The following is a 21340-nucleotide window of genomic DNA, read 5'->3' on the forward strand; positions in this document are numbered from 1 at the left end:
CTCCCCGCGCAGGCAGGCAGCCACGGGCGCACGGCGGGTGCGCATGGGCGGCGCTCGCCTGACACGAAAGCAGGCGCGGCCCGCGACCCCGGAGCGCGCCGGGGGCCCGACGTCCGTAGACACCCCTACGGAGATCCCGTCAGTAGACTGCCTCCACATGGCCGCGTCGGCACACCCTGACGATGACACCGCCGGCATCACGCACACCGCCGGCATCACGCACACCGCCGGCACCGGCACCTCCACCTCCACCCACGCGACCGGCGACGACAGTGCCGGCGCCCTCGGCGGTGACGATGACGACCGCGCCGAGGGCGAGAGCGAAGAGGACGGCGCTTCCCCGGACCGGCGCCGGTACGACAGCCCGCTGCGGCGCAGGCGTGCCGCCGAGACCCGCGAACGCATCGTCGCGGCCGGGTCGGCGCTGGTCCACGGCTTTCCGACCTGGGACTGGAGCAGCCTGACCTTCCGCGCCGTCGCGGACCGGGCCGGCGTCAGCGAACGGACCGTCTACCGGCACTTCGCGACGGAGCGGCAGCTGCACGACGCGGTGATGGGGCGGCTGGAGGAGGAGGTGGGCCTCTCCTACGACCAGTTGCGGCTGGACGACCTCCCGGCCCTGGCCGACCGTGTCCTGGCGTCACTGTCGACGTTCGAGGTCTGGCGCGGCGTGGCCGCCTACCCGCAGCCCCCGTTCGTGGCCGAGGACGAGCGCCGCCGCGCCGCGCTGCTGCGGGCCGTGGCCGAGGCGGCGCCGTCCTCCTGGTCCCAGGAGCAGCGCCTGGAAGCCGCCGCCGCCATCGACGTGCTCTGGAACCTGCCGACCTTCGAGCGCCTGATCACCGGCTGGAAGCTGGACGCCGCCCAGGCGACCAGCACCGTCACCTGGGCTATCGGGCTGCTGGTCGAGGCGGTCCGCGGCCGGCCGCCGGGCACCACCCCCCCGGTGCCCGGCCTGCCAGGCCCCGACCAGCCCCCGGCCGTTCCCCCCGTGCCCGACCAGGTCAGCCCCGACTGATTCCTGGGATCCCGACTGATTCCTGCGATCAGCTCCGGCAGGATGCCCCGGAGCAGGTGGCCAGCCTGTCGAGGCGCGCGTCGAGCTGGGCGACGAGGGCGGCGTTCTCGTGCCGGCCCTGCGGCGTCGCCAACAGGTTGACGAGCTGGTAGGGGTCGGCGGTCAGGTCGTAGAGCTCCCGCTCGTGGACGCGGGGAGCCCGGTCGGCGTCGTACCAACGGACATAGAGGTGATCCTCGGTCCGAAGACCGCTCCACGGGGGCAGATCCAGGAACACGCCGGTGACGTTCTCCACCTGCTCCTGGACAACCCCGTCCTGGCCGTCGACACCCGGGCCGGCGTACTGGCCGAGGAGATCGGTGCGCCAGGACTGCGGCGCCTCACCGCGCAGGAGCGGAGCCAGCGACTGGCCGTCGATGTCGGCGGGAACGGGAACACCCGCCAGCTCGAGGAAGGTGGGGGCGAGGTCGATGAGCGCGACCATGTGCTCGTCCGTGCCGGGGCTCACTCCCGGCCCCGCGACCACCAGCGGGATCCGCATGGACTCCTCGTACGGGGCCATCTTCTGGGTCAGCCGGTGGGAGCCGAGGTTGTAGCCGTTGTCCGAGGTGAACACCAGATAGGTGTTGTCGAGTTCGCCGGTGTCGCGCAGCGTCCGCACGATCCCCTCGACCATCTCGTCGAGCGCGTACAGCGAGCCCATCCTGTCCTGGTAGTCCCGGTCGTTGACCGCCGCCACCCGGGCCGATCGGGACTGCGCGCTTTCCTGCAGCCACCACGGCTTGTCGGAGACGTCGGCCTCGTCGTAGTTCGGGGTGCGCGGGGCGCTGGCGTCAGCGAAGGGGTTGTCCGCGTGCCGCGGCGCGGGGGGCAGCGGCAGGTGCGGCGCGGTCGAGGCCGCGTACCAGAAGAACGGGGTGTCGTCGGCGGCCGCCCGGCGAATGAAGTCGGTGGACTTCGCGGCCACCACGTCGGTGGAATAGGCTGTCGGGTCGCTCTCGTCCCCGTACCGCACAAGTGTGCCGTTCTCGTTCAGCGCGTAATCATAGCCGGTGTAGAAGTTGTTGTCAACACTGCCGTACCACTCCGACCAGCCCGGCGGAATGTGCGTCGGGTCGTCCTCGATGCCGTTCATGTACTTTCCGGCCAGGCCGGTCCGGTAGCCGGCGTCCTCGAGATACCGGGCGAACGTGTGGTCCTCGTTGCCGTTGCGGGCGAACGTCGCCCAGCCACCGACGTCGCCGGCGTTCGTGAGCACTCCGGTGTTGTGGCCGTACTTCCCGGTCAGGATGGTGCCGCGGGCCGGGCAGCAGATCGGGGTCGGCGCGAACCCGTCCGTGAAGGTCAGCCCGGAGTCCCTGATCAGGGCGGCGGTCCGCGGCATCGCCTCCCAGTACGGCGAGGTCGTCTGGTCGAGGTCGTCGGCGAGGATCAGCACGAAGTTGGGCCGTTCGCCGTCAGCCGCCCCAGCGACCGCCGTGTCTGCCGCCGCCAGCCTGGTGGCCCCGGCCTCCGCTGCCCCGCCGGACGCGGCGGCGGCGCTCAGCGCGGCCAGCGCCGTCAGCGCGACGCAGCTCGCCAGGCCCGCGGCGCCGATACGGGCCCGCCGGCCGAGACGGCGGTGCCGCGCCATCACCGGTCTCCCGTCCGGGTGCGGAACAGGGAGAGTGCTGCCTGTGGATCACTGCTCGGTGTCTGTTTCCACATACGACCACCCCACCCTGTGGTCATGTACGGGGAATGCGGCCCGGATGTGTGAAACGTGTGAGGAGCACACGTGACGTACACACTCCTCGGACGAGTTTCAGAGGCGTGGCTGGTGCGCTGACCAGGCCGGCACCCCCGGCACCGGGCAGGCACCGAGCAGGCCGCCGCACCGGTCAACGGGCTCACCCAGTTCAGGAGAGTGCCATGCATCAGCAGCGACGAGTCCGTGCCGGTGTGGCGGTGTTCGCCGGCGGCCTGCTCCTCGCCTCGGCGGGCTGCCGCGCGCAGGTGGGCGGCGCCACCGCCGACCCGCTGCCATCAGCCGGCGCAACTTCACCCGCCGTCGCCTCGCCGGCGTCAGCCGGGTCCACCGCGACGCCCGAGGCGGCTTCCGGTGGCGCGGGAACCGGTGGCGTGGGTTCCCTGACCATCAGCATCACCAGTCCGGTCACCATCGCGGGACACGTGAACACTGCGGTCAGCTGCCAGGATGGCGGACGCCGCTACATCGAGTCCGCCACCGGTGCCATCAGCGGGGCAACTGTCACGCAGAGCGTTCGCGTCGCTACCTACCAGGGGCCGGGCAGCTACCCGGCGCTGGTCACCGTGTCCGTGCTGGCAGCCGATTCCCAACGGTACGCCGTCGACGCGGTACCCGCGACGGTGCAGATCACCCAGACCGGCGGGTCCGTCGACTTCAGCGCGGCCACCGCTGCCGGACGCTCCCTCACCGGGTCGATCATCTGGTCCTGCTCCAGCTGATCGGGGCACCGTCGGCGCCAGTCGGATCCGCGGGGAGGGTGATCCGCACAGTCAGGCCCTGGCCGGGGGAGCCGGTCGCCTCGGCGGTGCCGCCGTGGGCGGCAGCCACCGCTGCGACGATGGACATCCCGAGGCCGCTGCCGCCCCGGCCGCGGTCCCGGCCGGCGGACGAGCGGTAGAAGCGGTCGAAGATTCGTTCCAGGTCCGCGGGCTCCAGTCCTGGCCCCTCGTCACGCACCTGGAGCCGTACCCGTCCGGCGGAGACGTCCAGGCTGACCTCGCCCGGCGTTCCCGGCGGGGTGTGCACGCGGATGTTGGTCAGCAGGTTGCCGACGACCTGCCGAAGCCCGTCCGGGTCGCCGCGGACCTGGCACTCCGGCGGGGTGTGCACCGCCAGCGGGCGGTCCGGCTCGACCGCCGCCGCGTCGGCCGCGGCGTCCCGCACGAGCGCGGCCAGGTCGACGGTGCGGTGTTCGGGCTGCCGCTCCTCATCCAGGTGCGCAAGGTAGAGCAGGTCGTCGACGAGCGTGCCCATGCGCCGGGTCTCGTCCTGGACCCGCCGCAGCGCGTCGTCCCTGCCGGCCGGCGGGACGACCCCCTGCCGCAGCAGGTCGACGTACCCGCGGACCGACGTGAGCGGGGTCCGCAGCTCGTGGGACGCATCGGCGACGAACCGCCGCAGCCGGTCCTGCGAGCGTGCCCGCTCCTCGAAGGCACGCTGGATCTGCGCCAGCATGACGTTGAGCGCGGTGGCGAGCCGGTCGGTCTCGGTCCGGCCCGGGCCGTGCGGCACCCGCCGGGCGAGGTCGCCATCCGCGATGGCGACCGCCGTGCGGGTGACGTCCCGCAGCGGGCGCAGGCCGCGGCCGAGCAGGAACCAGGCGCAGCCGCCGCCGAGCGCCAGCACAGCCGACCCGGCCACGACCTCGATGAGGATCAGCTGGCTCGTGGTGTCCCGCACTGGTCCCAGCGGAAGTGCGACGAGGTCGACGATGCCGCCCGGCAGCGCGCCGACGACGACCCGGTACGGCCCCCGGGAGGTCTCCAGAGTGAACGGCCCGCCGGACGCGATCCGGGCGTCGACGTCGTCGACCTGGGGCAACAGGCCGTCCCCGCCGGCCAGCGCGAGCACCGAACCGTCGGTTTGGCGCAGCTCGATCACGAAGTCCGTCGGGGCCACCGCCCGCTCCAGGCCGGCGGCGCCGAGCAGAGGCGCGAGCCGGGTGAGCGCGGTCAGGCCCCGGGCGCCGAGCAGGCTCTGCGCGCTGTGCAGCCGGGTGTCCGTCTGGCTGACCAGGTGCGAGCGCAGGGCCAGCACGCTTGCCGTTCCCACGATCGCCAGACAGGCCGCCAGCAACGCCAGCAGGCCGGCGATCAGGCGGACCCGCAACGTCACGGCGACCCTCCGGCGGCGGCGTCCAGCTGCGCCCGTGCCCTCACCCCGGGCCCGGGCCGGCGGGGCCGGCAGGGCCGGCCGTTCGCAGGGCGTAGCCGAAGCCGCGGTGGGTGTGGATCAGCGGCGGGCCGAAGGCCCCGAGCTTGCGGCGCAGGTAGCTCACGTACTGGTCGACGACGGTCGCCCCGCCGCGGTAGTCCTGGCTCCACACGGCGTCGAGGATCTGCTCCCGGGAGAGCACCCGGTTCGGGTTCACCAGCAGGTAGCGCAGCAGCCTGAACTCGGTCGGCGCCAGCTCGACCGGGTGGCCGGCACGGGTGACTCGGTGTTCCGCCTCGTCCAGCACGACATCGGCGAAGGTCAGCGCGGTCGCGGTCACGGGCCCGGCCAGCTCCGGGCGCCGGCTGCGGCGCAGCACCGCCCGGACCCGCGCGACGAGCTCGTCGATCGAGAACGGCTTCGTGATGTAGTCGTCCCCGCCGTAGGTCAGCCCGGCGACCTTGTCACTGTGGCGGTCCCGCGCGGTGAGGAACACCACGGGGACGTCAATGCCCTGGTCGCGCCAGCGGCGGCACAGGTCGAGGCCGTCACAGTCCGGGAGCATGACGTCGAGGACCAGCAGGTCCGGGCAGTCCGCCGCCACGGCCGCCGTGGCCTCGCGGCCGCAGCGGGCCAGGGTCACGCCGAAGCCATGGAAGCGCAGTGCCATCCCCAGCATGTCCAGGATGTTCGGCTCGTCGTCGACCACGAGCAGCCGCGGCGCACGCGCGTCCCCATACACGTTCCCGGCGACTTCGCCCATGTTCCCGGCGCCCTCCGATCCGGTGGCCTGACCCCGCGCGGATCATCCCGACCGCCGCGCCCCATCGCTGGCAGGTGAGCGTCGGTCCGGCATCCATATCATCCGAGAAAGATGTGAGTCTCGTTCGAGGCCGCCGTGGGAACGCCCGACGGGCCGCCACTCACCTCACCGGGCCGCGCACCTCACTCACGCCGCGTAGGGGCGCTTGTTCCTGGCCTCGGCGAGCGCGACCGCCCACCATGCCAACTGCGCGATCATCTTCTGGGCGGCGCCGTTGCAGCCGTCGGGATCCTTCGGCGTGCCGTCGGGGTGGAACCGGCTCCAGGCGCCGTGGAAGCTGACCGTGTCGCGGACGGTGACGGCGTGCAGCTCGGCGAACACCTGGCGCAGGTGCTCCACCGCGCGCAGCCCGCCCGACTGACCGCCGTAGGAGACGAACCCCACCGGCTTCGCCTGCCATTCGTTGAAATGCCAGTCGATGAAGGTCTTCAGCACAGCCGGGTAGCTGTGGTTGTACTCCGGTGTGATCACGACGAAGGCGTCGGCCGCGGCGAGCTGCCGGGTGACGTCCGCCAGTTCGTCGACCTCCGGGCCGCCGGCGGTGCCCAGGCGCTCCGGCAGCCTGACGTCGTCGAGGTCGATGATGCTCGTGACGACCGCATCGTGGGCGGCGACCTGCTTGGTGAACCACTGGGCGACGACCGGGGCGAAGCGCCCCACCCTGGTGCTTCCGACAATTACCGCCACGTTGACGGGCTGGTCCAGCATGGATGTCTCCTTGTTTCGCAGGCCGGTGAACCCGCTCTTCTCGAACGCCGTTCCGGACGCTAGAAGCTAAAGCCGGGTTGAGGTCAAGGATGTCGCCGGCGAAGTCCTGACGCGGCGCCGTTGACCTCAACAGAGGTTGAGGTTGCACACTCGGCCGGTCGCAACGAACAGGAGATCGTGACCCATGAAGGCAGCCGCGTTCTTCGCCCCCGGCTCACCCGACGTCCTCCAGCTGATCGAGCTGCCCAGGCCCGAACCCGGTCCCGGCGAGATCCGGGTGCGGGTGCGCGCCGCCGGCGTGCAGCCGGCCGACCTCGCCGTCCGCCAGGGCTGGGGGCCTCCCGGCATCGAGGTGAGCTATCCCCAGATCCTCGGCAACGAGTTCGCCGGGACGGTGGACCTTCCCGGCCCCGGCGTCACCGGCCTCTCCCCCGGCGACGAGGTCCTCGGCTACCGCACGCTGGGCTGCTACGCGGAGTACCTGGTGGTCCCGGCCGACCAGGTCGTCGCCCGGCCCCCGTCGCTGCCCGCGCGGATCGCCGGCGGTCTTTCCGGCGCCGGGCAGACCGCCCACACGGCGGTCGAGGAACTCAAGGTCGGCCCGGACGACACCTTCCTCGTCCACGCCGCCGCCGGCGCCGTGGGCACCGTGGCCGTCCAGCTCGCGCGGCTCGACGGCGCCACCGTGATCGGCACCGCCAGCCCCGCCAACCACGACTACCTGCGGTCCCTCGGCGTGATCCCCGTCGCCTACGGGGACGGCCTGGTCGACCGCGTCCGTGCCGTGGCGCCGCACGGGGTCACGGCGAGCCTGGACGCCGCCGGGGCCGACGGCCTGCGGGCCGCCGTCGAGCTCGTCGCGGACCGGCACCGCATCGGCACGATCGTGGCCTTCGACCTCTACCGGGAGCTCGGCGTCCGCTGGCTTGGCAGCCAACGTTCCGCCGCCCGGCTCTCCGACCTGGTCACCCTGTACCGGCAGGGGAAGCTCAGGATCGATCTCCGACAGTCCTACCCCCTCGAGCAGGCCGCCGCGGCCCACCGCGATGTCGGCACCGGCCACGGGCGGGGCAAGGTCGTGCTGACCTGCTGACCCTCTCCTGGCCGACCGCGAACGTTCATCTGTACGTGGTCGTGCCCACCCCGTGACCGCCAGTAGATTCCGGCAGCGGAGAGCAAGGGCACCCTTTCGGGACGTCTCGGCTGAACGGAGAGCGGGCTATGGACCGTCGCACACTCCTGCGTCTCGCGGCCGCCGGAGCAGGCACCGCGGTGTTCTCGGGGGCGATCCGGGAGACGGCGCTCGCGGCTCCGGCCCAGCCCGGCCCGAGCCCGTACGGCGCGCTCGGCGCCGCGGACGCGAACGGGGTGGCCCTGCCCAGCGGATTCACCAGCCGTGTCGTCGCCCGCTCCGGACAGACCGTGGCCGGCACCGCGTACCGGTGGCACGCCGCTCCGGACGGCGGTGCGTGCTTCCCGAACGGCTCCGGCTGGACCTATGTCTCCAACTCGGAGATCCCGCTGGTCGGCGGGGTCTCGGCGCTGCGGTTCAACGCGGACGGCTCGATCGCCTCGGCGGGGTCGATCCTTTCCGGCTCCAGCTCGAACTGCGCGGGCGGCCCGACGCCCTGGGGGACCTGGCTGTCCTGCGAGGAGATCCCGCTCGGGCGCGTCTTCGAGACCTATCCGCAGGGCGGGACGTCCGCGGTCGGCCGCGCGGCGATGGGCCGCTTCAAGCACGAGGCCGCGGCCTGCGACCCCGTCCGCGGGGTCGTCTACCTGACCGAGGACGAGACCGACGGGTGCTTCTACCGGTTCCGCCCGAGGACCTGGGGTGACCTGTCGTCAGGAACCCTGGAGGTACTCACCGGGACGACCGGCGCGACCGGCCCCGTCGGCTGGGCCCGGATCCCCTACACCGACGGCCTGTTCTGGGCGACCCGCAACCAGGTCTCCGCTGCGGCGCACTTCAACGGCGGGGAAGGCTGCTACTACGCAAACGGTGTCTGCTACTTCACCACGAAGGGCGACAACCGGGTCTGGGCCTACGACGCGGCGGCACAGTCCCTGTCGCTCGTCTACGACGCCGCGCAGGCCGGCGCGAACGCACCACTGAGCGGCGTCGACAACATCACCGGATCGGTGACCGGTGATCTGTTCGTCGCCGAGGACGGCGGCAACATGGAGATCGACATCATCACGCCGGGCGGAGTCGTCGCCCCCTTCCTCCGGGTCGACGGGCACAGCGGCTCGGAGATCACCGGCCCGGCGTTCACCCCAGCCGGCGACCGGCTGTACTTCTCCTCCCAGCGCGGTACCTCGAACTCCCTGCTGGCAGGCGTCACCTTCGAGGTCACCGGCCCCTTCCGGCGCTGACCACGGGGCCCGCTGATCGCGGGGACACAGGCGCCGTCGCGTCATGCGGACGAACCGTGCCCGCCGGGCAGCCGGCACAGGTCCTGTTGTTCCGACGCTCGGGAGAGGTAGATGACCTGCAACCGGGTAGCCGTGCGTCATGGACCTCACGACCGTCTCGCTGGTCGGGCTCGTCGCGCTCGCGCTGCTGTTCGACTACACGAACGGCTTCCACGACGCCGCGAACGCGATCTCCACGGTGGTGGCGACCCGGGTACTGCGCCCGCGCTGGGCTGTCGCCTGGGCGGCCTTCTTCAACCTGGTCGCGTTCGCGGTGTTCGGCACGCTGGTCGCGAACACGGTGGCGGCGACGGTGAAGGAGGAGTTCGTCAGCCTGGCGGTGATCTTCGCGGCGCTGCTCGGAGCGATCACCTGGAACTATCTGTCCTGGCATCTGGGCATACCCACGTCGTCGTCGCACGCACTGGTCGGCGGGCTGGTCGGAGCGGGCCTGGCGGCCGCGGGCACCGACGCGATCAAGGCGTCCAGCGTGCAGAAGACCCTGCTGTTCGTGGTCGTCTCCCCGATCGCCGGCCTGCTGGTGGGTATGATCATGATGGCGGTGCTGCGGCTGCTGCTCGCCCGCCGTGACGTCGAACGGACCGAGCGAGGCTTCCGGATCGCGCAGCTGGCATCCTCGGCGGCGGTCTCGCTCGGGCACGGAGGCAACGACGCGCAGAAGACCATGGGCGTGATCGCCGCCCTCCTCGTGACGACCGGGCATCTCGAGGGTGGCGACAAGATCGACATTCCGCTGTGGGTGGTGCTGGCGGCGCACGTCGCGATCGCCGCCGGGACGATGTCCGGCGGCTGGCGGCTGGTCCGCACGATGGGCATGAGCATCACCGAGCTACGCCCGGTGAGCGGGTTCGCCGCGGAGACCTCGGCAGCGGCGGCCATCTTCGCGTCGACGGCCGCGGGCGCCCCGGTCTCGACCACCCACACCGTCGCCGGCGCCATCACCGGGGTGGGTACAGCCAACGGAGCCGCACCGGTGAACTGGACGGTGTTCTCCCGGCTGATCGTCGCCTGGATCGTCACCATCCCGTTCGCTGCCGGCTGCGCGGCGGGCATGTACGCACTCACCCAGATCCCGCTCCAGCCGCTGGCCGCTGGCCTGGTCACCGTCGTGCTGCTGGCCCTGGTCGCAGCGCTGTGGCTGGCCCTGCGCAACGCTCCCCGGGCCGGTGACATCAGCTCCGATCTCGCCGAAGGTCCTGCCGGCCCCGCCGGCGAGGAGCTCGTCCCGATCCGGCCCGGCGCCGGCTCGGTGATCGTCCACGGCGGCCCCGGCCCGTCCGCCCGCAGGGACAACCGGTCCGCGGACAGGGACAACCGGTCCGCGGACAGGGACAACCAGGCGGAGCGCGCGGGGAAGTCGCCCACCGCGGGCCGGGGTTCTCGCGCGGACCCGCGCCCACCTCTGTAGCGGTCGCCCACCGAACCAGTCAGCCGCCTCCCCGGACAGGAGCAGGATGCCGGACAGCACCAGCACCAGCACCAGCACACCCACGCGCCACGAGGCCGATGTCGACACCGCCACCGCCACCGGGCGCGGTGCGGCGACATCCCACACCGTGGTGATCGTCCGACATGCCCTGGCGCTACCGAAGAAGACCTGGACGGGTGAGGACGTTGCCCGCCCGCTCACCGCCCGCGGGATCCGTCAGGCCGCCGCCTTCGCCACCGTCATCACCCGCGATCTCGCGGTCCGGCAGGTGCTGACCAGCCCGACCCTGCGGTGCGAGCAGACCGTCGCGCCGCTGGCGGATGCGCGCGGGCTGCCGCTGCGCCGGAGCGCGATGCTCGGCGTCAACGGTTCCACCGAGGCGCTGCTGGACCTGCTCGCGTCCGACGAGACGGACGGCAGCGTCCTGTGCACGCACGGCGAAAGGATCAACGACCTGTTCCGGGCCTGGCAGGCACGCGGATGGCGGGGCTGGCCAGGGGCCGACGGCCGCACCCGGAAGGGCGACGCGTGGCTGCTGCGGGGACAGCCCGCCCTCGACGCCACGGTCGAGTACCTCGCCACGCCGGACCATCGAGACCTCGGCCCGGTTCGTCACCGCCAGGTCTCCACCGACCCATCGCGGCCTGGGGCGGCTACCCGCGGATCAGCAGGACGATCAGGGCTGTGACCACTCCCAGCGCCACGGCGCCGGTGCCGTGGACGAGGCGGTGCGAGCGCAGGACGGGCAGGAACCGGTCCGCCGCGTAACCACCGGCCCCGATGAGGGCGACGGCGGCACCGGCGACGGCGAGGAACAGCTCGTACTCGACGCCCTCGGGCGCGAAGAACCCACCATCCCACTTCACCGCCGCCGCATTGATCATCGTGCCGATCACCGCGGCGGCGGCCAGCGGAGTGAGGACTCCGAGGATGAGACCGAGCCCGCCGAGGGTCTCACTGAGCCCGGCGATGACAGCCATGCCTCGTCCCGCCGCGCAGACGTCTCGAACGCGCCGGCTCCGGCACTCGGGCCTTCTGGAGACCCGGAGCCCCCTCCTCGGCGGAGCCGCATCCGGCCAGCGACAGCGGCACGGCCCCGCCGGCAACAGCGCGACGAACGTCCGTTCGGCTTACCGACCCGCCGAGGACGAGCGAAGACGGTTGAAGACGGTTACGGCTTGCGGCCGACCCCGCCGAAGATGTGCAGCGGCTGCGGCTCCGACCCGGCGGCCGGGCGCCAGAGCGGTGTCGTGACCACACCCGGCTCGACGAGTTCGAGGCCGTCGAAGAAGGACGCGACCTGCTCGGGGGTACGCAGGTTGTAGGGGTGCCCGTCCGCCTGGGTGATCTCGATGGCCTTGTCCACGTCCTCGCCGTGCGTGCCGTCGTTGAGCGCGAGACAACTGCCCGGCCGCACCGCGTCGATCAGCCGCTTCATGATGCCACTCGCCTCGGCGTTGTCGGCGACGTTCCCCATGATGCCGAACATGACGAGAGCGACCGGCTCGGAGAAGTCCAGGAGCTTGGCAGCCTCCGCGAGGATCCTGTCGGGATCGCGCACGTCGGCGTCGACATAGGCGGTGGCACCACCGCGTGCGCTGGTCAGCAACGCCCGGGCGTGCACCAGCACCAGCGGATCGTTGTCGACGTAGACGATGCGGGATTCCGGGGCGATCCGCTGCGCGACCTCATGGGTGTTGTCGGCGGTCGGCAGGCCGGTGCCAATGTCCAGGAACTGACGGATGCCCATCTCGCCGGCGAGGAAGGTGACGGTCCGGACGAGGAACTCCCGCTGCGCGCGGGCGACCCGCACGATGTCCGGGTAGACCTCGTAGACCTTGTCGCCCAGCTCCCGGTCGGCAGGAAAGTTGTCCTTCCCACCGAGCCAGTAGTTCCAGACCCGAGCGGAGTGCGGAACGCTCGTGTCCACTCGCGACCATGCGCTCCGCGCCGGCCCGTCAGCAACCATGCAGTCCATCATGCACCCCCGGATTCATCCCGCGGTGGGAAGGCCACCGCCCCTCGGTCGGGATACGGCGGGTGTTGTCCGGTGCCCGGCGACCGGTGTTCAGCGCGTATCGCGCGGTCACTCAGCGGTGCACACCGACCGCATTCCAGCGACGTGGAGGCCGGATCCCCAGGAAAAGTAACTGGGCGAAAAAGGGAACGCCCACAAGGAATATCCGGCCCCCGGGTTGATCCTCGATCGCGGCCACAGGCCCGGGGACTTCGTCAGGATCCAGAACTGACCGCAGGCCCACAGGCGGGCAGAGTGCCTGCCGGGCCCCGTCTCGTCAGGCGGGCATGGCCTCGCGGATGACGGCGACAGCCGCCCCGGGATCGGGCACGGTGACGGTTACCGTGCGGCCGGTGCGGAGGGTCAACCGCAGGGTCGGCCCGGAGCGGACTGTGCAGCAGGTACGGCGACCGGTCCACCAGAACCCGTAGACCACATACCAGGAGTGGAGGTCGATCACCTCGGCACGCTCGATCTGGTCGAGACCGTAGGTGCAGCGCGGCCACCCGAGCAGCCCGAACCGGATCGAGACCCCGCCTGGCCCCGCCGTCGTCCTGACACTCGACCCGGTCAGCACGTTCACGAGCACGGCGACGATGACCACGAGAAACGGCACGACCAGGCCGCGCCTGCTTCCGTCCGACGACCAGCCCATGACCAGGAGCGGCACCGCCAGCACGGCGCTGAGGGTGACCAGAGGCCAGTTCGTGGCCCGCCCGGTGTAGATCGAGTACTGCCCCCGACCTGGAAACGCGGATGCCGTCATGGGACACCGTCCTTTCGGTGGGTCACGTCAGGTCCTCGATGAGGCGGATCAGTTCGCTGCGCCCGAGCCCGTACTGGCGGGCTACGGCCACCAGCGCCTGAGCTGCCTCGGTGACCGGGGTCGGCTTCGTGACGGCGGACGCGACCCGCGCACCGCGGCCCCGGCGGAACTCCAGCACGCCCTCGTCCCGCAGCTGCCGGTAGGCGGCGAGGACCGTGTTGCGGTCAACCGACAGGGCCGCCGCCAGCTCGGCCGCCGGCGGAAGCTGCTCCCCGACCGGCAGCTCTCCCGAAGCCACGCCCTGGCGGACACACCTGGCGATCTGGTGCTGCAGCAGCTCTCGCGACGAATGATCGATCTTCCATCTCATGGTGCTAGCATTATTAGCACCATCTGAGATCTGGGTCCACCCAGGACCGTCCGCGGCCAGCCGCTCCCCGCCAGCCGCTACTCCCCGCCGGCGACTCCCCCGTCAGACCGCCGGGTGGCCTGCGGCCGCGGACGCGGCCCGCACCACCCAGGCGCGGTAGTCCTCGGAGGACCAGCCGCGCTGGATGACCAGGAGGCCGTAGACCTGCGGCGAGAACATCGTCCAGATGGTGTCCCGGATGCGTTCGACCGCCCGGAGGTCGTCCCGAACACCGAGTCGCTCGGCGAACGCGGCCGCGATGATCCCCGTCCCGACCAACCGCTGCCGGTCCAGCTCCTCGGCCAGCGCCGCGATCTCGGGGTCGGCGTCCGCCGCGGCACGGACGACCTCGAGCAGCGGATTCACCCGCGCGGCCACCTCGGACCCGGCCGCGGCGAACCGCTCGAGCACCTGATCGGCGGTCGTCGCCTGGTGCACGCGCAGCATCGCCGGCCGCTGGTGCAGCGGCACCTGCTCGTCATCTCCCGCGATCGCGACGTCAACAGCGACCTTCAGCAGGTTGGCCTTGGACGCGAAGTGGGCGAACACCGTCGGCGCCGACACCCTCGCGGCCACCGCCACCTGGGCGATCGAGGTCGACGCATACCCCTGCTCGACGAACAGCCGGGTCGCCGTGGCGATCACCCGAACCCGGTTCTCCCGTGCCTGCGCCTGCCGCCCGGTGGCGTCGTAGCGGCGGCGCGGCTGTCGGCTCGACGTCATTGCCTTACCCTAACCTCTATTGGATATAGCTTGAGTAAGACGAAAGGAGCCAGCGATGAACCTGGCCTACGACGTGTTCGGGGAAGGCCCGACAATCCTTCTGATCCACGGCGGCGCCGAGGACGCCGGCATGCTTGCGCCGCAGGCCGCGGCGCTGGCGGCGAGCGGCTGGCGGGCCGTCGCCTACGACCGGCGCGGCACCGGTTCGAGCACCCGCGACGACTGGCCGGGGAAGGGCGCCGACCAGCACGCCGACGACGCCGCCGACCTGCTGCGCGTACTCGGCGCAGCCCCCGAGCGCCCGGCGACCGTGCTCGGGTTCAGCTCCGGTGGGGTCGTCGCACTGGCGCTGGCGGCTCGCCATCCCGACCTGGTGCACGAAGTGATCGCCTGGGAGCCGGCCACCCTCGGCGTGCTGCCCGGCGGAGCCGAGACCCACGCCGCGATCAACGCCACCGGGGAGCGGTACCTCGCCGATCACCCACAGGACTGGGTCGGCGCGTTCAGAACCACCCTCGTCGTCCTGTCCGGCGGGCAGGCAGACCTCGACGGCCCCGAAGTCGCCCGGATGTCGACGAACGCCGAGGCCGTCGTGCGGGACGACGCGCACCTGATCACCAGGCACGTCTTCGCTCCCGGCGAGCTGCCGGCCGACAAGGCCGTCGTCGCCCTCGGCGCGGGTGTCAACCCGCTGCACCAGCAGATCGCCGAGTGCCTGAACATCCAGCACGGTCTGCCTCTCGTGCAGGTTCCCGACGCCGACGACCACGAGATCTACCTCGCCCGACCGCAGGTGCTCTCAGCCTTCCTCGCCACCCGGGCCGCACAGCGGCGAGACGAGGCGTGATGAGCACCGTCCGGAAGGCAGGGTCCACGAAGACCGGCGCCTACCGGATCGGTCTGCTGTGGGTGGCGGGTGTGGCCCTGGCCGGGATGCAGGCCGGTGGTGCGCTGTTCCCCACCCCGATCTTTCTGGTCATCGACGCGGTCTACGTCGCGGCGGCGGTGTTCGTGACCCGACGGGCGAGAGCCGCCACCGCCCACGACGCGGCCCTGGCCGTCCCTCTGATCGCCTCCGCCGTGTTCGTGTTCGCCCTCGCGTCGCTGACCGGCATCCCCACCGCGGAACATCCAGGCGCGATGCTTGCCAACACCGCCGTCCTGCTCATCGTCGGTGGAGTCCTGCTCGCCACCACGGTCCTGATCACGGCCAGGCTGTGGGACGGGCCCGGCCGAGCGCCCGCCGCACTCGCGCTCACCGCGCTCGGACTCGGCAGTGCGGGCTACCTCGCGAACCTGGTGGCCAGAGCCGCGGTGGTCCTTTCCGGGGCGTCGCCGGCCCAGGTAGCCGTCGAGAAGACCGCCTGGCAGGCGAACGCCTACCTGCGGGGTCTGCCCGGTGATCCGGAGCCGATGGCAGTCATGCTCGTCTGGCTGGATCTGCTGCAGCTGACGTACGTGATGCTGACGCACCTCGCCGTCATCGCGCTGGTGATCGGCCTGCGCCGCGCCACACTGATCTCGGCGCGAGCCGCCGATCGTGTCCTCCTCGGCGGAGCGCTGCTCGTCGGCCTCACGACGACGGCGGCGACCCTCGGCGTCACCGGCGCGTTCGACGTGCCCGTGCTGGGCGCGGCGAGCGAGGCGGGGGCCACCGCGGCCTACATCCTCACGGCGCCGTTCATGACCACCCTGCTGCCCTTTGCCCTCGGCGCCGCGCTGCTCCGCCGGTCCGGCCGCCCGTCCTCTGGCCATGCCACGACCGCGCCCTCGAAGACCTCTGTCAGCACCGAACCGGTCGCGGGCGGCCCGCTTCCTGCCCAGCCCTGACCGGACTGCGCCCCGTCACAGCACCGGCTCTCGGGCTAAAGTTGCCATTCTCCAGCAGACCGCTCACAGGGGATCAGGGACAGATCCGGCTTTCGGGAAGCGTGACAGGACCATCTGATGGCGCCTGTTCGTTGCGTCTTCGGATGGGGAGGACGCGCACCATGGGCACGATCGACGGGGTGAGGGGTAGCTTGCGGTGCGCGACAGGGGCTGGTCGGCCAATGTGGATCTACCCTTTGATGCGCGGGCTGCGGGCGCTGCCCGCGAGGTGCTGCGAGGGTTGCTTCTCGCCTGGGGGCATGATCGGCAGACCGACGACGCCGTGCTGGTGGTGTCGGAGCTGGTGACGAACGCTGTGCAGCACGCCGGTGAACGGGGCCAGCTGCGGCTGGCCCTCCGGGTCACCGGTGAGGTACTGCGGCTGGAACTCGCTGACGGGTCGTCGGTACAGCCGATGGCGCGAGAGATCGTCGATTCCGACGAGCGGGGCCGTGGGATGCACATCGTTGACCAGCTCACCGCCCGGTGGGGCGTCGAGACACACGGCGACGGCAAACGCGTCTGGGTCGAACTCGACTGACTCCACGGCGCCGGTGCGGCGAAGTGGTTGGCCGACGATCTGTGCCTGGCTGTCAGGTTGTCAGGGCGTCTCGGCGGGCGGCGGTGGGTCGGTTGCCGGTTGGCGTAGCTGCTGGTTGAGCCGCTGGGCTTCGGCGAGCTGGTCTTCGAGGATGACGATGCGACAGGCGGCGTCGATCGCGGTGCCCTGATCAACGAGTTCGCGGACGCGGGAGGCGATCCGCAGCTGGTACCGGGAGAAACGGCGGTGGCCGCCCTCGGAGCGCAGCGGCGTGATCAGTCGAGCCTCGCCCAGGGCCCGCAGGAAGGCGGGCGTCGTACCGATCATCTCGGCCGCGCGACCCATGGTGTAAGCGGGGTAGTCATCGTCGTCGAGACTGTGTGTTGGCTTGTGCGTGTTCTCAGGGGTTATCGCGTTTTCAGGGGTCATCGCGCCTCTCATGACACATCGAGGGGCCCTGGCGCCATACGGCACCAGGGCCCCGAGGGTTGAACACCATCTACCTACCGGCCAGAATGCGCCGGATCACGGAACCCGCTCGACCACCCAGAATGGTGGGACTGCGGGGATCGCGTATGCGTGACCGGGGACCACCTTCAATCCGGGGCCTGCGCGGTATCCGAGCGGGCTAGACCATCGCTCGGGCGATCCTGATGGCGTCCACTCCCCTCTCCTCATAGATCACCTGCCGGGTACTGCCGAACTTCCGTCGATGATGCTCGGCGGCCTGCCCTGGCCGCCGCCCTGCTCGCGCCAGTTCGTATCTGCCGCGACCGTGGACTCCCATGGCTACGATAGGAACTCTACCTGCGGTGGCGCCTGGATGTCTACTGCAGCGGAGATAGATTTTGCGCGGCCGAGGAGCCAGGTACCCCGTCCGCCCGACGGGCCGCCGTGGCCCGACGCGGGCGGAACCTGCGGGACGTCGTACACACGACGCGAGCGGGTCGCGCCGAAGGGCTGGTCATCGCGGTTCTCGGCCAGCCGCTGTTCCTGGCAGGTACCGCGAACAGCCAGGCAGGCCGGTCCCCAGATCGCCCTCGCGGGCAGGCAGTCGGTGTCGCACCCGAGCCGGCACACCCAAAGGGCCCTGGTGTCATACCTGCCACCAGGGCCCCGAGGGTTGATCGTCGTTTGGCGAGCTACGTCAGGTTTTCTGCGTCCGCGTGGCCAGCCCCGGCGGGGCAGGTGCGGAGATCGCTATGCGTGACCGGGAACCACCTTCCAATCCGGGGCCTGCGGATGGCCGGGCGAGTCGAAGACCATCGCTCGGGCGATCCTGAGGGGGTCTACTCCTCTCCTCATCGCCTGGTCGGGTACTTGCCCACCTTCTGTGGTGGTGCTCGGCGGCCCGTCCGGCCGCCGTCATCCTCGCGCCAGTTCCTGTCTGCCGCGACCATGGACTCTCTCGGTACACCAGAAACTCTACCCAGGACGGCACCCAGATGTCTACCCCGATGGGAACAGATTTTGCGATGCCCGTGAGGCAACTACTCTGCACTGTCCGATCACGACCGGATTGCCGGTACCGGCCCTCGGGGGAGACGGGTGCGCATGCTCCGCAGCAGGGACACCCACGGCCGTGTTGATCGGGAAGCCGGTGCTGCGAGAGAGGCCGTCGAGAGGGAGACCTCTGACATGAGCGATCGAGACGCAGCGGGGGTCGTGTCACCAGAACCGATGTCCATGGCGAGGGGCCTGTAACTTTCGGCTGCGTGCCGGACCTAAGGGAGGACGGTCGAGGAAGGACTGCTCCCTGTGCCCCCACGCTCCCGCGAACAACCCTTCGAGGCGTTGTTCCGAGCTCACCAGCTGGCAGTCCTGCGGTTCGCGCAACGGCGTCTGTCGGATGACGCTGCCGCGTGGGACGTGGTGTCAGAGACGTTCCTGACGGTGTGGCGGTCGTGGGAAAGCCGGCCGATGGACTCCAGCGAGACCCTGCCGTGGCTGTACGCGATCGCCGGCAACGCGGTACGTAACCGTCACCGTTCGGACGTTCGCGTGCGACGACTCACGGCGCGGCTCTCAGCCACGGGATCCGCCGCCGCCGGGCTGGCACCCGCCACCGATGTCGTGGCGCAGGAGGCGGTTGCCCGGGACCATGCCCGGTGGGCTCTGGACCAGCTCTCGAACCGCGACCGGGAGATCCTCACCCTCGCCGTCTGGGAGGAGCTTGATCTGCCCGGCCTCGCCACCACACTCGGGATCTCCCCGGCCGCGGCGAGAGTGCGTCTGCACCGCGCCCGCCGCCATCTCCAGGACCTCATCGCCGCGCCCCCGCTGGTTCCCGCCCCGTCCTCCACCCCGGGAAGGCGCCCATGACACCGGACGCCGCCGACCTGTCCGGCGAGGACCTGCGCATCGCCCGTGCGCTGCTCGCCGGAACGAACCCGTCGCCCCGGACGGAGGCAACGGAGGAGGAACACCGACAGGCACAGCGGCTGGTCCAGGCCTTCCTTACCCATCCAGGTCAGGTGCTGCCGGATGGCAGGCGCGGCCGATCGCGCCGACCTCGCCGGCGAAGCACGCGAGCACGGGCACTGCTCGCATCGGCGGCCGCAGTCACCGTCATGGCGGTGCTCCTGGTCACTGCCGCCGTGGTCGGTGGTGGAGGAAGCGCCGTCGCCGCGCCTCTGCTACCCGCGCCGCTGCTGACCGCGACCACCGGCGACCACGAGACGGCGGTGGGGATCCTCCTGGACGCGGCACAGCGGCAGCGAGAGATGACCGTGCCCGGGACGGGGCGGGTCCACTTCACACGCCTGCAGTCCTACGGCCTCCAGACCAGCGTCGCCCGGTCCAGGGCGACGACGGTCATCGTCACACGCATCATCCAGATGTGGCGCCGACCGGACGGCTCCCGCCTGACCGAACAGTCCCTCCAGGGCGTGGACCGCGCCGGGCGGGCCGTCGGCGGCCCCACACCACCAGAGGAACCCGGGTACCGGCGCATCGAGGCACCCCCCGCGGAGGCCGGGGTCGAAGTCGCGCTACTTCCCACCGACCCCGACCAGCTCTACGCTCACCTGCTCTCCTCCTACCGGACGAACCAGGGCGCCACCGCCACCCCCACAGACATCACCCGGCTGGCCTACTCCCATCTGAAAGACGGCGGCACCAGCCCGCAGCAGAACGCCGCGCTGTACGAGCTGTTCGCCCGTGACCCCGCCGTCTTCGCCACCGGCCCGGTCACCGACCGGGCGGGACGACCAGCCCGCTCCGTCGGAATCCGGCTGGCCGGCACGGACGGCTCCCGCACAAGCACGGGCTACCTTCTCGTCGCCGACGACGGGACACCGCTGACCGCGGAGACGGTGTTCGCCCCCGACGCCCCTCCCGGCCTGGAACTACCACCTGCGCCCACCGTCGCCGAGTACAGCCAGTTCACCGACGAACGCCGGGTCATCGCCGTAGGCAACCTGCACTGATCCCGCGTCAGGAGACCAGCGGCGGAGCCACGGCGTCCAGCGCCGGGGAGAGGCCGAGCTTCTCCTTGATTCGCTTCTCGATCTCGTTGGCCAGATCCGGATTGTCGCGGAGGAACGACCGCGCGTTCTCCTTGCCCTGACCGAGCTGGTCACCATCGCAGGTGTACCAGGCACCAGACTTGCGGATGATGCCGTGCTCGACGCCCATGTCGATCAGGGAGCCCTCACGGCTGATACCGCCGCCGTAGACGATGTCGAACTCTGCTGTCCGGAACGGCGGGGCCATCTTGTTCTTGACCACCTTGACCCGGGTGCGGTTACCGACCGCCTCGGTTCCGTCCTTCAGCGTCTCGATGCGACGTACATCGAGCCGGACCGAGGCGTAGAACTTCAGCGCCTTTCCACCGGTGGTCGTCTCCGGTGACCCGAACATGACGCCGATCTTCTCGCGGAGCTGGTTGATGAAGATGGCAGTGGTGCCGGAGTTCGCGAGCGCTCCGGTGAGCTTCCGCAGCGCCTGCGACATCAGCCGGGCCTGCAGGCCCACATGGCTGTCGCCCATCTCCCCCTCGATCTCGGCGCGCGGCACGAGGGCCGCGACCGAGTCGACGACGATGATGTCCAGCGCGCCGGAGCGGATCAGCATGTCGGCGATCTCCAGCGCCTGCTCACCCGTGTCAGGCTGGGAAACCAGCAGCGCGTCGGTGTCGACACCGAGTTTCCCCGCGTAATCGGGATCAAGGGCGTGCTCCGCGTCGATGAAGGCGGCGACGCCGCCGGCCGCCTGCGCGTTCGCGACAGCGTGTAGCGCGACGGTGGTCTTTCCGGACGACTCCGGCCCGTAGATCTCGACGACGCGCCCACGAGGAAGACCCCCGATACCGAGCGCGACATCCAGCGCGATGGATCCGGTCGGGATGACCCGGATCGGTGGCCGGATATCGTCGCCCAGCCGCATGACCGAGCCCTTGCCGAACTGCTTGTCGATCTGCGCAAGAGCGTTCTCCAACGCCTTGTCGCGGTCGAGTCCCACCATTGGAGTTACTCCATGCTGACTGAGGTCGGCGGGTCGTGACCACGAGCCGGCACTTGGCCGTGGGACCGACAGTTTTCGGAAGCCGGGTCAGTTCTGTGGGTGGCGGAGGGTCTGTGGCCAACAGTAGACGAACATCCGTTCGAAGATGCTGCGACACGCCGGTACACACCCGTGTTGGGCTGATACCTGGAGGACCCCGCATCGCCCCGCGGCGGCGGGCGCGGCGGTCTCGT

Annotated in this window: 21 protein-coding genes and 1 pseudogene; 11 read left to right on the forward strand and 11 right to left on the reverse strand. The window is 71.0% G+C overall.

Going from position 1 to position 21340, the window contains the following annotated elements:
• Window positions 1–157: 157 nt before the first annotated feature.
• Entirely contained in the window at window positions 158–1018 is an 861-nt protein-coding gene (locus AB1460_RS12920) for a TetR/AcrR family transcriptional regulator (protein WP_368961356.1), read from the forward strand.
• A gap of 28 nt (window positions 1019–1046) precedes the next feature.
• Here the strand turns inward: AB1460_RS12920 and AB1460_RS12925 are convergent, their stop codons facing one another.
• Window positions 1047–2651 carry a sulfatase gene (locus AB1460_RS12925; RefSeq protein WP_368961358.1) on the reverse strand — a complete coding sequence of 535 codons (1605 nt, stop codon included), beginning with the start codon at window positions 2649–2651 and terminating at the stop codon, window positions 1047–1049.
• Between the two features lie 278 nt (window positions 2652–2929).
• Here AB1460_RS12925 and AB1460_RS12930 point away from each other — a divergent pair, with 278 nt between their 5' ends.
• Window positions 2930–3487 carry a hypothetical protein gene (locus AB1460_RS12930; RefSeq protein ID WP_368961359.1) on the forward strand — a complete coding sequence of 186 codons (558 nt, stop codon included), beginning with the start codon at window positions 2930–2932 and terminating at the stop codon, window positions 3485–3487.
• Here the strand turns inward: AB1460_RS12930 and AB1460_RS12935 are convergent.
• The 3 genes from AB1460_RS12935 to AB1460_RS12945 all read right to left on the reverse strand — a co-directional run bounded on the left by AB1460_RS12935 (window position 3465) and on the right by AB1460_RS12945 (window position 6453).
• Window positions 3465–4883: a sensor histidine kinase gene (locus tag AB1460_RS12935; protein ID WP_368961361.1), complete on the reverse strand. Its 1419-nt coding sequence runs from the start codon at window positions 4881–4883 to the stop codon at window positions 3465–3467. The two genes, AB1460_RS12930 and AB1460_RS12935, sit on opposite strands and share 23 nt — an antisense overlap.
• 40 nt (window positions 4884–4923) lie before the next feature.
• The gene (locus tag AB1460_RS12940; protein ID WP_368961362.1) at window positions 4924–5685 is read right to left on the reverse strand and encodes a response regulator transcription factor; all 762 of its coding nucleotides are present in this window, start codon (window positions 5683–5685) and stop codon (window positions 4924–4926) included.
• A gap of 186 nt (window positions 5686–5871) precedes the next feature.
• Entirely contained in the window at window positions 5872–6453 is a 582-nt protein-coding gene (locus AB1460_RS12945) for an NADPH-dependent FMN reductase (RefSeq protein WP_368961363.1), read from the reverse strand.
• A gap of 184 nt (window positions 6454–6637) precedes the next feature.
• Here AB1460_RS12945 and AB1460_RS12950 point away from each other — a divergent pair, with 184 nt between their 5' ends.
• From AB1460_RS12950 to AB1460_RS12965, 4 genes are all read left to right on the forward strand, one after another.
• Window positions 6638–7546, forward strand: coding sequence for an NADP-dependent oxidoreductase (locus AB1460_RS12950; protein WP_368961365.1), 909 nt, complete (start codon window positions 6638–6640; stop codon window positions 7544–7546).
• A 128-nt stretch (window positions 7547–7674) separates the two neighbouring features.
• Window positions 7675–8829, forward strand: a complete 1155-nt coding sequence (locus AB1460_RS12955) for an alkaline phosphatase PhoX (protein WP_368961366.1) — start codon at window positions 7675–7677, stop codon at window positions 8827–8829.
• Window positions 8830–8968: 139 nt separating this feature from the next.
• Window positions 8969–10297, forward strand: a complete 1329-nt coding sequence (locus AB1460_RS12960) for an inorganic phosphate transporter (protein ID WP_368961367.1) — start codon at window positions 8969–8971, stop codon at window positions 10295–10297.
• Window positions 10298–10343: 46 nt separating this feature from the next.
• Entirely contained in the window at window positions 10344–11006 is a 663-nt protein-coding gene (locus AB1460_RS12965) for a SixA phosphatase family protein (RefSeq protein ID WP_368961368.1), read from the forward strand.
• Here the strand turns inward: AB1460_RS12965 and AB1460_RS12970 are convergent.
• The 5 genes and pseudogenes from AB1460_RS12970 to AB1460_RS12990 form a co-directional block, all read right to left on the reverse strand.
• Window positions 10972–11310 (reverse strand): annotated as a pseudogene (locus tag AB1460_RS12970) (DoxX family membrane protein); the annotation flags it as partial. The gene AB1460_RS12965 and the pseudogene AB1460_RS12970 overlap by 35 nt on opposite strands.
• Before the next feature lie 179 nt (window positions 11311–11489).
• Window positions 11490–12299 (reverse strand): SAM-dependent methyltransferase, encoded by an 810-nt coding sequence (locus AB1460_RS12975; protein ID WP_368961369.1) that lies wholly within the window; start codon window positions 12297–12299, stop codon window positions 11490–11492.
• Between the two features lie 313 nt (window positions 12300–12612).
• Window positions 12613–13101 carry a hypothetical protein gene (locus AB1460_RS12980; protein WP_368961370.1) on the reverse strand — a complete coding sequence of 163 codons (489 nt, stop codon included), beginning with the start codon at window positions 13099–13101 and terminating at the stop codon, window positions 12613–12615.
• 22 nt (window positions 13102–13123) lie between these two features.
• Window positions 13124–13471, reverse strand: coding sequence for a GntR family transcriptional regulator (locus tag AB1460_RS12985; protein ID WP_368961372.1), 348 nt, complete (start codon window positions 13469–13471; stop codon window positions 13124–13126).
• A gap of 102 nt (window positions 13472–13573) precedes the next feature.
• Window positions 13574–14233, reverse strand: coding sequence for a TetR/AcrR family transcriptional regulator (locus AB1460_RS12990; RefSeq protein ID WP_368961373.1), 660 nt, complete (start codon window positions 14231–14233; stop codon window positions 13574–13576).
• Between the two features lie 55 nt (window positions 14234–14288).
• Between AB1460_RS12990 and AB1460_RS12995 the strand changes: the two genes are divergently transcribed.
• From AB1460_RS12995 to AB1460_RS13005, 3 genes are all read left to right on the forward strand, one after another.
• Entirely contained in the window at window positions 14289–15080 is a 792-nt protein-coding gene (locus tag AB1460_RS12995; RefSeq protein WP_368961374.1) for an alpha/beta fold hydrolase, read from the forward strand.
• On the forward strand, window positions 15080–16063 hold the full coding sequence (locus AB1460_RS13000) for a hypothetical protein (RefSeq protein WP_368961375.1): 984 nt from the start codon (window positions 15080–15082) through the stop codon (window positions 16061–16063). Before AB1460_RS12995 ends, AB1460_RS13000 begins: the two co-directional genes overlap by 1 nt.
• A gap of 223 nt (window positions 16064–16286) precedes the next feature.
• Window positions 16287–16643: an ATP-binding protein gene (locus tag AB1460_RS13005; protein WP_368961376.1), complete on the forward strand. Its 357-nt coding sequence runs from the start codon at window positions 16287–16289 to the stop codon at window positions 16641–16643.
• A gap of 60 nt (window positions 16644–16703) precedes the next feature.
• On the opposite strand, the gene AB1460_RS13010 is transcribed toward AB1460_RS13005, so the two are convergent.
• Window positions 16704–17072: a MerR family transcriptional regulator gene (locus AB1460_RS13010; protein WP_420497263.1), complete on the reverse strand. Its 369-nt coding sequence runs from the start codon at window positions 17070–17072 to the stop codon at window positions 16704–16706.
• A gap of 1329 nt (window positions 17073–18401) precedes the next feature.
• Between AB1460_RS13010 and AB1460_RS13015 the strand changes: the two genes are divergently transcribed.
• Complete coding sequence (locus tag AB1460_RS13015) at window positions 18402–18965, forward strand: RNA polymerase sigma factor (RefSeq protein WP_368961378.1); 564 nt, start codon at window positions 18402–18404, stop codon at window positions 18963–18965.
• Window positions 18962–20071, forward strand: coding sequence for a CU044_5270 family protein (locus AB1460_RS13020; RefSeq protein ID WP_368961380.1), 1110 nt, complete (start codon window positions 18962–18964; stop codon window positions 20069–20071). Before AB1460_RS13015 ends, AB1460_RS13020 begins: the two co-directional genes overlap by 4 nt.
• Before the next feature lie 7 nt (window positions 20072–20078).
• Here the strand turns inward: AB1460_RS13020 and recA are convergent, their stop codons facing one another.
• Window positions 20079–21107 carry a recombinase RecA gene (gene recA, locus AB1460_RS13025; protein ID WP_368961381.1) on the reverse strand — a complete coding sequence of 343 codons (1029 nt, stop codon included), beginning with the start codon at window positions 21105–21107 and terminating at the stop codon, window positions 20079–20081.
• Window positions 21108–21340: the final 233 nt, after the last annotated feature.

Source organism: Parafrankia sp. FMc2 (genome assembly GCF_041008525.1).
Classification (GTDB): Bacteria; Actinomycetota; Actinomycetes; order Frankiales; family Frankiaceae; genus Parafrankia.